The sequence below is a fragment of the Bacillus sp. XT-2 genome, assembly GCF_025696525.1.
Taxonomy (GTDB): domain Bacteria; phylum Bacillota; class Bacilli; order Bacillales; family Bacillaceae; genus Bacillus; species Bacillus halotolerans.
The window spans coordinates 64,348-77,481 of record NZ_JAHVOC010000004.1 but is presented as its reverse complement, the minus strand read 5'-3'; the positions used below and the strand labels follow the sequence as shown (position 1 = coordinate 77,481).

Sequence of the window (13,134 nt, the reverse complement as noted above, 5' to 3'; positions counted from 1 at the left end):
CGTGGAGCAATTTATTATTGAAAAGAACATTACCTCCGCTGAAGACGGAATGACCTTAAAGGAATATGCGGGCGAGCTGGGGATTTCTAAACGTCTGCTGACCGACATCAAGTTTAGCGGAGGAGATCTTCTCATTAACGGTAAGCATGTGACTGTTAAATACGTATTGAGAGAGGGAGACCTTCTTGTTGTAAAGTTTCCTGAGGAACAGGTGAGCGAGACGCTTTTGGCCGAGCCAGTTCTGCTCGATATTCTGTATGAGGATGAACACGTGCTTGTGATAAACAAACAGCCGTATGTGTCATCTATTCCGTCGCGAGAGCACCCGGCGGGAAGCATAGCAAATGGCATCATCCATCACTACCAAAAAAACGGAGTGCGGGCCACGGTGCATCTTGTCACCCGGCTAGACCGGGATACGTCAGGTGTCATGCTGATTGCCAAGCATCGCTTTGCCCACTCCATTTTATCGTCGGCGCAAAAAAACGGCCTTGTGAAACGCAGATATGTTGCGGTTGTGCATGGACATATGACAGAGACAGAGGGAAAGATAGACGCCCCGATTGGCAGACATCCTGACAGTATCATTGAACGGATGGTGACACCGGGCGGTCAGAAGGCTGTTACTCACTTTCGTGTCACACGTATAACAGATGACTTAACCTCGGTGGCATTGCAGCTTGAGACAGGGCGGACCCACCAGATTCGCGTCCATATGAGCTATCTCGGACACCCGCTGTGCGGCGATACGTTGTACGGCGGAACGAGACAAAAGATTGACAGGCAGGCGCTGCACAGTGAGCAGCTGTCGTTTATCCACCCGCTGACGCAGGAGAATATGACGTTTCATGCGGCTCTGCCGCACGATATGCAAGAATTAGTTAAAGGAGAGAATCATTAAAACGATTCTCTCCTTTTTTATATGGGGCGAAATCTAGATTCGTCATAGGGCATAGAGCTTGGAACGGAGACTGTCTCCAGTTCGGGAAAACGCAAGGCCGTCAGTTCATTCCCAAACACACAGCCCGTATCAATGTTAATGGTGCGATTTATGATGCGGGGCTCTTTAACAGGTGTGTGTCCGTATACAACCCATGCTTTCCCATTATAGGCGGCGGCCCAATCCCTCCTGACGGGTCTGCCGTCCGGATACGTTTCACCCGTCACATCGCCGTAAAGCACAAAGTCTTTTACTCTCCTTGTGTTTTTGCCGATATCGTCAGCCTTTATGCCAGCATGGGCGACAACCAATTCTCCATTATGTAAGATGTCGTAAAGCGGCGCAGTTTCATAAAGCTTCATAAATTGTTCGCTGACTTTTCTTCTTTCTTCTTCAGAAAGTGCTTTAAGCTCTGCCGCAGTTGTTTCAAGACCGTGCATCACTTTAACGGGATTTCCTTTTAAGTAGCGGTACAGCTTGTTGCAATGATTTCCCGGGACATAACGCACTGCTCCTTGTTCATAAGCGCCGGCTACAAAGCGGATGACTTCAATTGATTTAGGGCCTCGGTCTGTCAAATCCCCGGCAAAAACAAGCATCCTGCCTTCATCATGTACAGGCAATCCATTTTTTATTATGTATCCAAGTTTTTCTATCAGGGCTGTCATTTCATCGTAGCAGCCATGAATATCGCTGATAATATCGTAGTAAGCCATGCAGCATCCTCCTTACTCATGATTTTATTTATTATGAAGCAAATTGCTGTGAGTCATCACCAGCTTTTATGTGCAAATTATAGAAGAATCATTTTCTAAAAAAAATGAGACCTTATTACTTTATTTTTCATCATCACCCTTGTTAAAATCGCGTTATGTTTTTTTAAAAGGAGGTTCAGATTATGGCGCATACATCTGTCGCATCATTAGTTGTCGTACTTATCGTTGCATTTTTAACTCCCATCCTTTTGCATCGGTTTAAACTCAGCATTCCTGTTGTAGTTGCTGAAATTATTATGGGATTGATTATAGGAAAAAGCGGTCTTAATTTAGTTGTGGAGGGTGATACTTGGCTTCAGACGCTCTCTATGCTGGGATTTATCTTTTTAATGTTTTTAAGCGGGCTTGAAATTGATTTTTCATCCTTTGAGAGAGGAAAGAAAAAACAGTTTCTGCAAAACGGCAAGGAAGCACCCAATACATTTGCCACAGCATCCATTATTTTTATCGGTATTTTTATTTTATCATTGCTGCTGTCCTATGGATTCGTCTTGGCCGGATTTATCCAAAATGCTTTTTTAATGACGCTTATTATTTCTACGATTTCGTTAGGTGTTGTTGTTCCAACCTTAAAGGAAGAACGGATCATGGATTCAAACATCGGGCAGATCATCCTGCTTGTTGCTGTGATTGCTGATTTGGTCACTATGATTCTTCTTGCTGTATTTTCTTCTCTATACGGAGAGGACAGCGGAAACATGTGGCTCTTGATGATCCTGTTCGCAGCCGGAGTAGTGCTTTACTTCTTCGGCCGGGTCTTCAAACACCGTTCTTTTGTTCAATCCATGTCAAAAGGGACGATCCAGATCGGGACTCGTGCTATTTTCACCTTAATTATCGTACTGGTGGCTCTGTCTGAATCACTGGGGGCAGAAAATATTCTCGGCGCTTTCTTAGCGGGCGTGCTTGTTTCCCTGCTCTCGCCGAACAAGGAACTGGTTCAGCAGCTTGATTCCTTCGGCTACGGGTTCTTAATACCGATTTTCTTTGTGATGGTCGGTGTAAAATTGGATATTTGGACACTTTTTCAGGACCCGAAAATTTTAGTGATGATTCCGCTGTTGCTTATGGCGCTGTTAGTAAGCAAAATTCTTCCTGTCCTGTACTTGAAGAAATGGTATGATAACCGCACAATATTGGCGTCTGGTTTCCTGCTGACATCAACGCTTTCTCTTGTGATTGCCGCTGCGACAATCGGCCAGCAGCTTCATGTCATCAGTGCGAATATGTCTGGAGCGCTTACGCTGGTGGCGGTTATTGCAAGTATTTTTACGCCGGTCGGTTTTAAAAAGCTGTACAAAAAACAGGAGCAGCCGGAGGAGAAAAAGAAGATCACATTTATCGGCGCTAATCAAATGACACTGCCTGTGACACTTGAATTGCCTGAGAGCGAGTATAAAGTGCGTGTCGTGCACGTTTATCAAGAAAACGCTGAGGAAAAGCTGTCAGACTCAGTATTTTCCGTCGAAACGATTTCTGATTATGAGCATCAAACCCTTGAATCACTCGGTATATTTGATACAGAAATTCTTGTAGTGGCGACAGGGGATGAAGACATGAATACGGACATCGCATTATACGCCAAAGAAAAAGGAACAGAAAGAGTCATTGCCAGCACCGGATCACCGGAGAACGAAGCGAAATTGAAAGAGCAGGGCATCAGCATTTTTTCCATCTTGCTGTCGACCAAAACGCTGCTTCGCGCGCTGATAGAAGCGCCTGGCGTCATGAAACTGCTCACAAACCAGGAATCTTCGCTGTATCAAATTAATATGGAAAACAGCAAATACGATGGCGTGATTCTCCGTGAATTCCCTATAACAGGCGACGTGATTTTTGTCAGGATTTTCCGGGGTGTGGACAGCATCGTCCCTCACGGCGATACAAGACTGAAAATCGGAGACCGCTTAATTGTCACCGGATCACGCGGGTACGTAACGGATCTTAAGAAAACATTGGAAGGATAATATCTTGACCAAATAAGGATTCGTGTTAATATAGAGGGGCAGAACAATTCAATATGTATTCGTAAAACCACTAGGGGTGTCCTTTATAAGGGCTGAGATAAAAGTGTGACTTTTAGACCCTCATAACTTGAACAGGTTCAGACCTGCGTAGGGAAGTGGAGCGGTATTTGTGTTATATAACTATGCCAATTCCAAACCACTTTTCCTTGCGGGAAAGTGGTTTTTTTATTATCAGACAGGGGGAATGACGTGTGAAGTTTTCAGAAGAATGCCGCAGTGCAGCCGCAGAATGGTGGGAAGGCAGCTTTGTCCATCCATTTGTTCAGGGGATCGGTGACGGAACTCTCCCGATTGACCGCTTTAAATATTACGTGCTTCAGGATTCTTACTATTTAACTCATTTTGCAAAGGTGCAATCGTTCGGTGCCGCTTATGCAAAGGATCTTTATACAACAGGACGCATGGCCAGCCATGCTCAAGGTACATATGAAGCGGAGATGGCGCTTCATCGCGAGTTTACGGAGCTTTTGGAAATCAGTGAGGAAGAACGGAAGTCATTTAAGCCATCTCCTACCGCTTACTCTTATACATCCCATATGTACCGTTCGGTTTTGAGCGGGAATTTTGCAGAAATCTTGGCAGCTCTTCTCCCGTGTTATTGGCTTTATTATGAGGTTGGTGAGAAATTGCTGACATGTGATCCGGGGCATCCGATTTACCAGAAGTGGATTAGCACATACGGCGGTGACTGGTTCAGACAGCAGGTGGAAGAACAAATTAACCGCCTGGATGAGCTGGCGGAAAACAGCACAGAGGAAGTGCGTGCCAAGATGAAAGAGAATTTTGTTATTTCCAGCTATTATGAATATCAGTTCTGGGGAATGGCTTATCGAAAAGAAGGCTGGTCAGACAGCGGCGTAAAAGAGGTGGAAGGGCTTGGAGCTGCACGCCATAACTGATGACCGCAAGCCGGTTGAAGATCTAGCGAGATCAATTATAGCCATTCAGGATGAGGTTGATTTCATCCATATTCGTGAACGGTCTAAATCGGCGGCTGACATTTTGAAACTGCTGGAGCTTATTTCTGAAGGCGGTGTTGATAAGCAAAAGCTGGTGATGAATGGCCGGGTTGATATTGCGCTTTTTTCAAATATTCATCGCGTTCAGCTGCCGAGCAGCAGCTTTTCGCCGAAACAAGTAAGAGCGAGATTTCCTCACCTGCACATTGGGCGATCGGTGCATTCACTTGAGGAAGCGCTTCAGGCAGAAAAGGAAGACGCTGATTATGTTTTGTTCGGCCATGTGTTTGAAACGGATTGCAAACAAGGCCTTGATGGCAGAGGCGTGTCTTTGCTTTCAGAAATCAAACAGAGGATCTCGATTCCGGTTATTGCAATTGGCGGAATGACACCTGCCAGATTAAGAGAAGTGAAACAAGCAGGTTCAGACGGTATCGCTGTCATGTCCGGAATTTTTTCTTCCGATGATCCTTTGGAAGCTGCCAGACGATATTCCCGCAAGCTAAAGGAGATTCAGTATGAAAAGGCATTATGATGCAGTTGTCATTGGAGGCGGAATTATTGGTTCCGCGATCGCTTATCAGTTGGCAAAAGAAAAGAAAAACACCGCATTGCTTGAAAGCGGAACAATCGGCGGCAGAACAACAAGCGCCGCGGCAGGGATGCTTGGCGCCCATGCCGAGTGCGAGGAGCGGGATGCGTTTTTTGATTTCGCCATGCACAGTCAGCGTTTGTATCAGGGTCTTGGAGAGGAGCTATTTGCATTATCCGGCATTGATATCAGAAGGCATGATGGCGGTATGTTTAAGCTTGCATTCTCCGAAGAAGACGTGTCCCGCTTGAGACGGATGGACGATTTGGATTCTGTCAGCTGGCATACAAAAGAAGAAGTGCTGGAAAAAGAGCCGTATACGGCCGGTGAGATTTACGGGGCGAGCTTTATTCAGGACGATGTTCATGTTGAGCCTTATTTTGTATGCAAGGCATACGCTAAATCGGCTAAAGCGCTTGGTACGGACATTTTTGAGCATACTCCCGTTCTCGATGTGACGCGTGGCGGTGAATCCATTTTGATCAAAACGGGTTCCGGTGACGTGCATGCGGACCATGTCGTGGTTGCCAGCGGGGTCTGGAGCGGGATGTTTTTTAAACAGCTCGGGTTGAACCAGTCATTTTTTCCTGTAAAAGGAGAGTGCCTGTCTGTTTGGAATGATGATATTCCGCTGACAAAAACACTTTATCATGATCATTGCTATATCGTACCGAGAAAATGCGGCAGACTGGTTGTCGGCGCGACGATGAAGCCTGGTGATTGGAGCGATAAGCCGGATCTTGGCGGACTTCAGTCGGTTATGGAAAAAGCGAAAACGATGCTGCCGGCGATTCAGAATATGAAGGTTGATCGTTTTTGGGCGGGACTGCGTCCGGGGACAAAGGACGGAAAACCATACATTGGCAGACACCCTGAGGACAGCCGCATTTTATTTGCGGCGGGCCATTTCAGAAACGGGATTCTGCTTGCTCCTGCAACGGGTGCTTTAATCGGTGATCTCATTATGAATAAAGAGGTCAAGGCAGACTGGCTGCATGCCTTTCGAATTGATCGCAAGGAGGCGGTTCAGATATGATGCTTCAGCTGAACGGTAAACAAGTTGAGTGGGATAGAGACACAGGTACGATTCAGGATCTGCTTGCGTCTTATCAGCTTGAAAATAAAATCGTGATCGTTGAAAGAAATAAAGAAATTATCGGCAAAGAACAATATCACGAGGTAGAGCTTTCTGATCGTGATGTCATCGAAATTGTCCATTTTGTAGGAGGCGGATGAGAATGTTAACAATTGGCGGGAAACAATTTCAATCAAGGTTGCTGCTGGGCACGGGAAAATATCCATCGTTTGACATTCAAAAGGAAGCGGTGGCTGTTTCAGAGTCTGATATTTTAACATTTGCTGTGCGGAGAATGAATATCTTTGAAGCGTCTCAGCCTAATTTTCTGGAGCAGCTTGATTTATCCAAATATACGCTTCTGCCAAATACAGCAGGCGCCAGCACGGCGGAAGAAGCAGTTCGAATTGCACGGCTCGCGAAAGCATCCGGGCTCTGTGACATGATTAAAGTCGAAGTCATTGGATGCAGCCGTTCCTTGCTGCCCGATCCTGTGGAAACGTTAAAAGCGTCTGAACAGCTTCTTGAAGAAGGGTTCATTGTGCTGCCGTACACTTCGGATGATGTGGTACTGGCGAGAAAGCTTGAAGAGCTTGGTGTTCATGCCATTATGCCGGGGGCTTCTCCGATTGGATCGGGACAGGGGATTTTAAATCCTCTGAATCTGTCATTTATCATTGAACAGGCGAAAGTGCCTGTCATCGTGGATGCCGGAATCGGATCGCCAAAAGATGCGGCATATGCAATGGAGCTTGGAGCGGACGGCGTACTGCTGAATACAGCCGTATCAGGTGCGAACGATCCGGTGAAAATGGCACACGCCATGAAGCTCGCGGTAGAAGCAGGCCGTCTATCTTATGAAGCAGGCCGCATTCCAGCCAAGTCATATGGGACGGCAAGCAGTCCGGGAGAAGGTCTTCCTGTATGACGGACAGGTATTCCAGACAGGAGCTGTTTGCTCCAATCGGCCCCGAAGGCCAGAAGAAACTGAGAGAGGCGCGCGTTGTGATCATCGGCGCCGGCGCACTGGGAACAGCCAGCGCAGAGATGCTGGTGAGAGCGGGAGTCGGATCGGTGAAAATCGCCGATAGAGATTACGTCGAATGGAGCAATCTGCAGCGCCAGCAGCTTTACACAGAAAATGATGTCAAAAAGGAACTGCCGAAAGCAGCAGCTGCTGAGCAGCGTCTTCGTTCCATTAACAGTGATGTGGATGTGACCGGACTTGTCATGGATGTCACAGCAGAAAACGTATCGGAGCTGATTCGCGGCGCATCAATCATTGTAGATGCCGCCGATAATTTTGAAACCCGGCTCATTGTGAACGATGCTGCGGTGAAAGAAGGCATTCCGTTTCTTTACGGCGCTTGTGTAGGGAGCTACGGTCTCACGTTTACTGTATTGCCGGGAGTAACACCCTGCCTTCATTGTTTACTCGATACTCTTCCGATTGGCGGTGCGACATGCGACACAGCCGGCATTATCAGCCCGGCTGTTCTGCAGGTTGCTGTCCTTCAGGTGACAGACGCCCTGAAACTGCTGACGGGAGAGGAATGCGAGCCCGTGCTGCGCTCCTTTGACCTGTGGAACAATGAGCGGTCAGAGGTAAGAGCAGCGGGACTTAAAGATGACTCGTGTCCAAGCTGCGGCACAAAGGATTTTCCGTTTTTATCATACGAAAACCAAACGAAAGCAGCAGTATTGTGCGGCAGAAACACGGTGCAAATCAGATCCTCTTTCACAAAAGAAGCAGATCTTGACGTGTTGGCGGGGCAGCTGAGGCAGGCGGGGCTGGAAGTAGCAGCGAATCCGTATTTAATTTCCTGCCGCTCGGATGACATGAAAATGGTGCTGTTTAGGGACGGCAGAGCATTGATCCACGGAACAAATGATATTGCCAGGGCAAAATCCATCTATCATAAATGGATTGGGTAATAAAAGGAGTGTAGTTTGATGAGTATATATAAAGCCTTGACGATCGCCGGCTCTGACTCAGGCGGCGGCGCGGGGATACAGGCAGATATTAAAACCTTTCAGGAGCTTGGTGTATTCGGAATGTCTGCCATTACGGCGGTAACTGCTCAAAATACACTTGGCGTCCACGGTGTGTATCCACTGACTGCAGAGGCATTGAGAGAGCAAATTGACGCTGTGGCGGAGGATTTGAGACCGGACGCCGTAAAAACAGGAATGCTTTGGAATGCGGAAATGATTGAAGAAGTGGCAAGAAAAATTGATCAATACGAATTAAGCCGGGTGATCGTTGATCCGGTTATGATCGCGAAGGGCGGGGCGTCCTTGCTTCGCGATGAATCAATCGCTACGCTGAAGGAGCTGCTGATTCCAAGAAGCTATGCGATCACGCCGAATGTGCCGGAAGCAGAAGCGCTGACGGGTATGGCGATCCGTTCGCTTGATGACCGGAAGAAAGCTGCGGAACAGCTGGTGAAGATGGGTGCGCAGCATGTGATTATCAAAGGTGGGCACCAGCCTGAGGACAATCACATTACTGACCTTCTTTTTGATGGAAACATGTTTATGCAAATCAGCCATCCTTATATCGATACGAAGCATACGCATGGCACAGGCTGCACCTTTGCTGCGGCTTTAACAGCCCAAACCGCTAAAGGAGACAGCATCCATCAGGCATTCGAGGTTGCTGCCAACTTTGTCCGCGAAGCTGTGGAAAATACGCTCGGCATCGGATCGGGCCACGGACCGACAAATCATTTCGCTTTTAAACGAAACAGTATAAAAATAAACCGATGAGACCACCTGCTTATGGGGGTCTCTTTCATGTTTGACTTTGGTATGCGCTTTTCATCTGGACAAGGTTATGATATGATAGGTATTAAGATCAGGTACTAATACTATGTCTTTAACAAATATAGGAGGCTTTATACATATGAATTTTTCACTTGAAGGCCGCAACATTGTTGTTATGGGAGTAGCCAACAAACGCAGTATCGCTTGGGGAATTGCGCGCTCTTTACATGAAGCGGGCGCACGATTGATTTTCACATATGCAGGTGAACGCCTGGAGAAATCTGTTCATGAACTCGCTGGAACTTTGGAGCGAAACGATTCCATTATCCTTCCTTGCGACGTGACAAACGACGCGGAAATCGAAACTTGTTTCGCAAGCATTAAGGAGCAGGTCGGTGTGATCCACGGTATCGCGCATTGTATCGCGTTTGCCAACAAAGAAGAGCTTGTCGGCGAATACTTAAACACAAATCGTGAGGGCTTCCTTCTAGCTCACAACATCAGCTCATACTCACTGACCGCTGTCGCAAAAGCGGCGCGTCCGATGATGACTGAAGGCGGAAGCATCGTAACGCTGACTTACCTTGGCGGAGAGCTCGTTATGCCGAACTACAACGTGATGGGTGTAGCGAAAGCTTCTCTTGACGCAAGTGTGAAGTACTTAGCTGCTGACTTAGGAAAAGAAAATATCCGCGTTAACAGCATTTCTGCCGGTCCAATCAGAACATTGTCTGCTAAAGGCATCAGTGACTTTAACTCCATCTTAAAAGACATCGAAGAGCGTGCGCCGCTACGCCGCACGACTACACCTGAAGAGGTGGGAGATACAGCAGCATTTTTATTTAGCGATATGTCCCGAGGCATCACAGGTGAAAATCTTCATGTTGATTCAGGTTTCCATATCACTGCCCGCTAAGCAGATTCACCATCAAGCAGTCCCAAATAGGGATTGCTTTTTTATTTCTTCTGATTTTCAGCATTCTGTCATATAGATAGAATATGACAGAATCGGAGGGATGAAGATGTCTAATAAGAAAAGAAACGCGGATAAAAAACCGCTCATGTATATTGTTCAGCCGGATTATATGGAAACACGCTCGTCCATGCAGGAGATCGTCATTAAAAGAAAAGCCAAACCGGCTCCGACAAAAGCGGAGGAACAGCCGGTTTATCATGAAAAAGAGCGGGAAGACATTCAGGTAAAAGGTGCAATTGAAACAGAGGAAAAAGAGCGGGAAGACATTCAGGCAAAAGATGCTCAGCAAACAGAGAAAAAACAGGCAGAGGAACAAGTGAGTCAGCAAAAACAAGAGGCGAGAGAGCCGGAGAACCAGAAAAAGCAGCAGGAACCGTTAGAAGAGCCGCAGGCAATTGAAGACACCGCCAAACAGCAACCTCAGGAAGCGGAAAAAAAGGAAGAGCCTGCACCTGAAGCCCGTAAGCCTGAAAAGGAACCGGAGGCCGTGCATAATGCAGCTAAAGCTGAAGAAAAGACACCGCCGGCCAGAAAAGTGAAAAAACCGATGAGCAAGATGTCCATCCATGAAAAAATCGACTTTTTAACAAAACTGCCGCATAACATGCCGAGAGCGCTTTGTCTGATTGAAGCCAATGGGAAAACGTACAGAGGCGTGATTGTCGGAAGAAGAAATGATTCCGTTCTGCTTCGGACGACCGGAAACGGCGCTCCGACTGAGCTGGCGATCGATGATATCACATCTCTGCACCCGTTAGGTTTTTAATGAAAGCAAAAAGCTGCCCGGCAGATCGTTCCGGCAGCTTTTTTACATAGAGAAAAGCCTGCAAATCTGCAAGCTTTTCCGCCTTATCATGAATGATGATGTGTTCGATTGATTAAACGGGGATTTAAGCAATTGATCGCGCAGAAGCAGTCTAAATCCACTTCAATGCAGTAGTGCGTTTTTTCAAGTCGGAACACTTCACAAATCGTGTCTTTATCGGTGAAGTCCAAAATGTGTTTGTGTTCGTCAAAAGCGATTAATAAGGATAGCGTTGCGCAGCTGCCATGAACTTTTTCCACTCTAAAAAATACTGTATTAAAGCAAGGTCCGTTATCCAGCTCGCCGACATTACCGAAGGCGACTAAAGGCTTTGATTTTGATGTAAATATTGCAAAAGGCACTGTATCGCCTAATGAATGGCTTACAGACAAAAGCTTGGAATGGCAGCCGGTCGGGCAATCCTCCTCAACCGCGTTTTGCAGATCTTCAATTTGTTCTACCGCTTCACGCACGCAGCTTGATGTTTTCTGGCTCATATTATCCCTCCTGCCTTGTAATTTTGAGACTGGCGAAATGATGGAGAGTCAGCTGCCTCACTTTCGAAGCAGCTGAATAATTTGCACCTGTAATAGAGCTTGGAAGGGGATTCCTCTTTACAAGTGTTTATCCATTGTGATGATGCTTTTTATCTTTATGAGGCGAAGTTCTGTCAACTAACTCTGGTGACAGGCATTGAATCGCACAGAAGCATCCGAGGTCCACTTCGATGCAAAAATCTGTTTTTTCTAGCCCGAAGAAATCCGGGTCGCAAGGGTGGCAAACACTTAAGGTATCGCCTTTGACATCGACCGGGCGTAAAATAGAAAGTGTTGCACAGCAATCGCATAATTTTTCAACGCGGAAGAAAATGGATTCAAAGCATTGCATATCATCCACAAATCCCCCCACGTTTCCGAATGTGGAGAACAATCCGCCTTTTTTATCAAAAACGAGAAACGGAATTGTGTCTTTTCCAGCAATCGTAGGGTTTAAAAGGTTGGTATAGCAGCCAGTCGGACACTGTTCTTCAACTGCCTCCTGCTCTGCTAAAATCTTTTCCACTGCATCGCATACACAGTTCTCATGCCGGCCATGGGTTTTTCCGCAGCTCATTGATTTCAGCTCCTTCTTTATAGGGTATTTGACTTTAGTCCTTAACAACATATGTACTCGTGCCTCACTTGGTGTGGGTGAACGTCTATATATTCATCATATGCTGGGAAAATAAGAAAAAGCAGAGCGTTTTAGCTCTGCTTTTAGGTCCTAGAGGACGAGTGTGATAACTAGGATGGCAATGAGAGTGTTTGTTGCTGTAGAGACAAGTGTTGCAATATCGACATCTACTGTTGAGACGTTTACGCCCCGGGAGCATTCGATGAGAAGTTTTTGGCGGTTTACTTGCTTGTTAGCTGTCAGCTGCAGTAAATCTTGTGCGACTAATTCAGCGATTACACCATCTGCAATGGATGTGAGAGTTGCTGTTACGACAGCGGCATTAATTGCAGTTACAACTGATGTAACGGCTTGAACGTCTGTTGATGTAACGTTGATGTCACAAGAGTCTCTGATAATAATTGTCTCATCGGAGACTTGTTTGTTAAGATTTGCCTGAGCCAGATCTTGATTGATAAAAGCATTGTCGTCGCCGAATCCATTGCCATTACAGCAAACATCGCAATGACATTTTCTTTCTTCTTTTTTATCTTTTTCTTTTTCGTCTAACGGATGGTCACAGTCAGGATCAAGTGCAACCCAAGAGTATGGTCTGCTTTCCATATCTATTCCTCCTTTTCTTTTACTGTTATTAAATGAGCGAGCCTCTTACTTTGACTGAGGCATATATCCTGATGAAGAACCCTATTTTTTATTATTGGTTTGAATTGTTATTGTTTTGCCGTCTTTGTCTGAGCTGTTCAATTAATTGCTCTCTGCGGCTTAGCGGTTTTTCGTTCTTTTTCTCTTGCGCGGCTGCTTCTTCTTTTTTCTTCTTTTGATTTTCAACTAATGCAGCTGATTTAGCCTGCAAGTCTTTTACCAGATTCAAGAGCATTTCTTTTTCTTCATCTGATACTTTTTTCATTTTGTCTTTCGTGACGCCGTGTTTAAGAAAGATATTTTGAACAAGCATTTTCGTCATTGGGTCAGCTTCCGGCAGCTTTGCAAGCTCTTCTTTGAATTTATCGTTATCTGACATTTGTTTTCACCTCGACTTTTAAGT

16 protein-coding genes and 1 riboswitch are annotated in these 13,134 nt (G+C 46.1%); of the genes, 11 read left to right on the top strand and 5 right to left on the bottom strand.

From position 1 onward, the window contains the following. Nucleotide 1 precedes the first annotated feature (1 nt). Complete coding sequence (locus KXD37_RS12375; protein WP_167492244.1) at nucleotides 2-901, top strand: RluA family pseudouridine synthase; 900 nt, start codon at nucleotides 2-4, stop codon at nucleotides 899-901. A gap of 17 nt (nucleotides 902-918) precedes the next feature. Here KXD37_RS12375 and prpE read toward each other — a convergent pair whose 3' ends face one another. Then, on the bottom strand, nucleotides 919-1,656 hold the full coding sequence (gene prpE / locus KXD37_RS12370; RefSeq protein WP_263463597.1) for a bis(5'-nucleosyl)-tetraphosphatase PrpE: 738 nt from the start codon (nucleotides 1,654-1,656) through the stop codon (nucleotides 919-921). Nucleotides 1,657-1,838: 182 nt separating this feature from the next. Here prpE and KXD37_RS12365 point away from each other — a divergent pair, with 182 nt between their 5' ends. The 10 genes from KXD37_RS12365 (at nucleotide 1,839) to cotO (ending at nucleotide 10,877) form a co-directional block, all read left to right on the top strand. Further along, nucleotides 1,839-3,683, top strand: coding sequence for a monovalent cation:proton antiporter family protein (locus KXD37_RS12365; RefSeq protein ID WP_263463596.1), 1,845 nt, complete (start codon nucleotides 1,839-1,841; stop codon nucleotides 3,681-3,683). Nucleotides 3,684-3,745: 62 nt separating this feature from the next. Continuing rightward, nucleotides 3,746-3,854, top strand: a riboswitch (TPP riboswitch). Nucleotides 3,855-3,934: 80 nt separating this feature from the next. After that, nucleotides 3,935-4,642 carry a thiaminase II gene (gene tenA / locus KXD37_RS12360; protein WP_044156371.1) on the top strand — a complete coding sequence of 236 codons (708 nt, stop codon included), beginning with the start codon at nucleotides 3,935-3,937 and terminating at the stop codon, nucleotides 4,640-4,642. Beyond that, complete coding sequence (tenI, locus tag KXD37_RS12355; protein ID WP_216394514.1) at nucleotides 4,620-5,237, top strand: thiazole tautomerase TenI; 618 nt, start codon at nucleotides 4,620-4,622, stop codon at nucleotides 5,235-5,237. The genes tenA and tenI overlap by 23 nt, the downstream gene beginning before the upstream one ends. Then, nucleotides 5,221-6,330: a glycine oxidase ThiO gene (thiO, locus tag KXD37_RS12350; protein ID WP_263463595.1), complete on the top strand. Its 1,110-nt coding sequence runs from the start codon at nucleotides 5,221-5,223 to the stop codon at nucleotides 6,328-6,330. The genes tenI and thiO overlap by 17 nt, the downstream gene beginning before the upstream one ends. Next, nucleotides 6,330-6,530, top strand: a complete 201-nt coding sequence (thiS, locus tag KXD37_RS12345; RefSeq protein ID WP_081638285.1) for a sulfur carrier protein ThiS — start codon at nucleotides 6,330-6,332, stop codon at nucleotides 6,528-6,530. The genes thiO and thiS overlap by 1 nt, the downstream gene beginning before the upstream one ends. Then, the gene (gene thiG, locus KXD37_RS12340) at nucleotides 6,527-7,297 is read left to right on the top strand and encodes a thiazole synthase (protein ID WP_081638278.1); all 771 of its coding nucleotides are present in this window, start codon (nucleotides 6,527-6,529) and stop codon (nucleotides 7,295-7,297) included. Before thiS ends, thiG begins: the two co-directional genes overlap by 4 nt. After that, complete coding sequence (thiF, locus tag KXD37_RS12335; RefSeq protein WP_101863863.1) at nucleotides 7,294-8,304, top strand: thiazole biosynthesis adenylyltransferase ThiF; 1,011 nt, start codon at nucleotides 7,294-7,296, stop codon at nucleotides 8,302-8,304. The genes thiG and thiF overlap by 4 nt, the downstream gene beginning before the upstream one ends. A gap of 18 nt (nucleotides 8,305-8,322) precedes the next feature. After that, nucleotides 8,323-9,138 (top strand): bifunctional hydroxymethylpyrimidine kinase/phosphomethylpyrimidine kinase, encoded by an 816-nt coding sequence (gene thiD, locus KXD37_RS12330; RefSeq protein WP_024120940.1) that lies wholly within the window; start codon nucleotides 8,323-8,325, stop codon nucleotides 9,136-9,138. A gap of 136 nt (nucleotides 9,139-9,274) precedes the next feature. Next, nucleotides 9,275-10,051: an enoyl-ACP reductase FabI gene (gene fabI / locus KXD37_RS12325; RefSeq protein WP_024120941.1), complete on the top strand. Its 777-nt coding sequence runs from the start codon at nucleotides 9,275-9,277 to the stop codon at nucleotides 10,049-10,051. 100 nt (nucleotides 10,052-10,151) lie between these two features. Continuing rightward, nucleotides 10,152-10,877, top strand: a complete 726-nt coding sequence (gene cotO / locus KXD37_RS12320; protein WP_081638279.1) for a spore coat protein CotO — start codon at nucleotides 10,152-10,154, stop codon at nucleotides 10,875-10,877. An 86-nt stretch (nucleotides 10,878-10,963) separates the two neighbouring features. Here the strand turns inward: cotO and cotZ are convergent, their stop codons facing one another. From cotZ to cotW, 4 genes are all read right to left on the bottom strand, one after another. Beyond that, nucleotides 10,964-11,413 (bottom strand): spore coat protein CotZ, encoded by a 450-nt coding sequence (gene cotZ, locus KXD37_RS12315; RefSeq protein ID WP_095713608.1) that lies wholly within the window; start codon nucleotides 11,411-11,413, stop codon nucleotides 10,964-10,966. Between the two features lie 127 nt (nucleotides 11,414-11,540). Then, entirely contained in the window at nucleotides 11,541-12,029 is a 489-nt protein-coding gene (gene cotY / locus KXD37_RS12310; protein ID WP_003239243.1) for a spore coat protein CotY, read from the bottom strand. 150 nt (nucleotides 12,030-12,179) lie between these two features. After that, nucleotides 12,180-12,692, bottom strand: coding sequence for a spore coat protein CotX (gene cotX, locus KXD37_RS12305; RefSeq protein ID WP_127695460.1), 513 nt, complete (start codon nucleotides 12,690-12,692; stop codon nucleotides 12,180-12,182). A 91-nt stretch (nucleotides 12,693-12,783) separates the two neighbouring features. After that, entirely contained in the window at nucleotides 12,784-13,110 is a 327-nt protein-coding gene (cotW, locus tag KXD37_RS12300; protein WP_254518158.1) for a spore coat protein CotW, read from the bottom strand. Nucleotides 13,111-13,134: the final 24 nt, after the last annotated feature.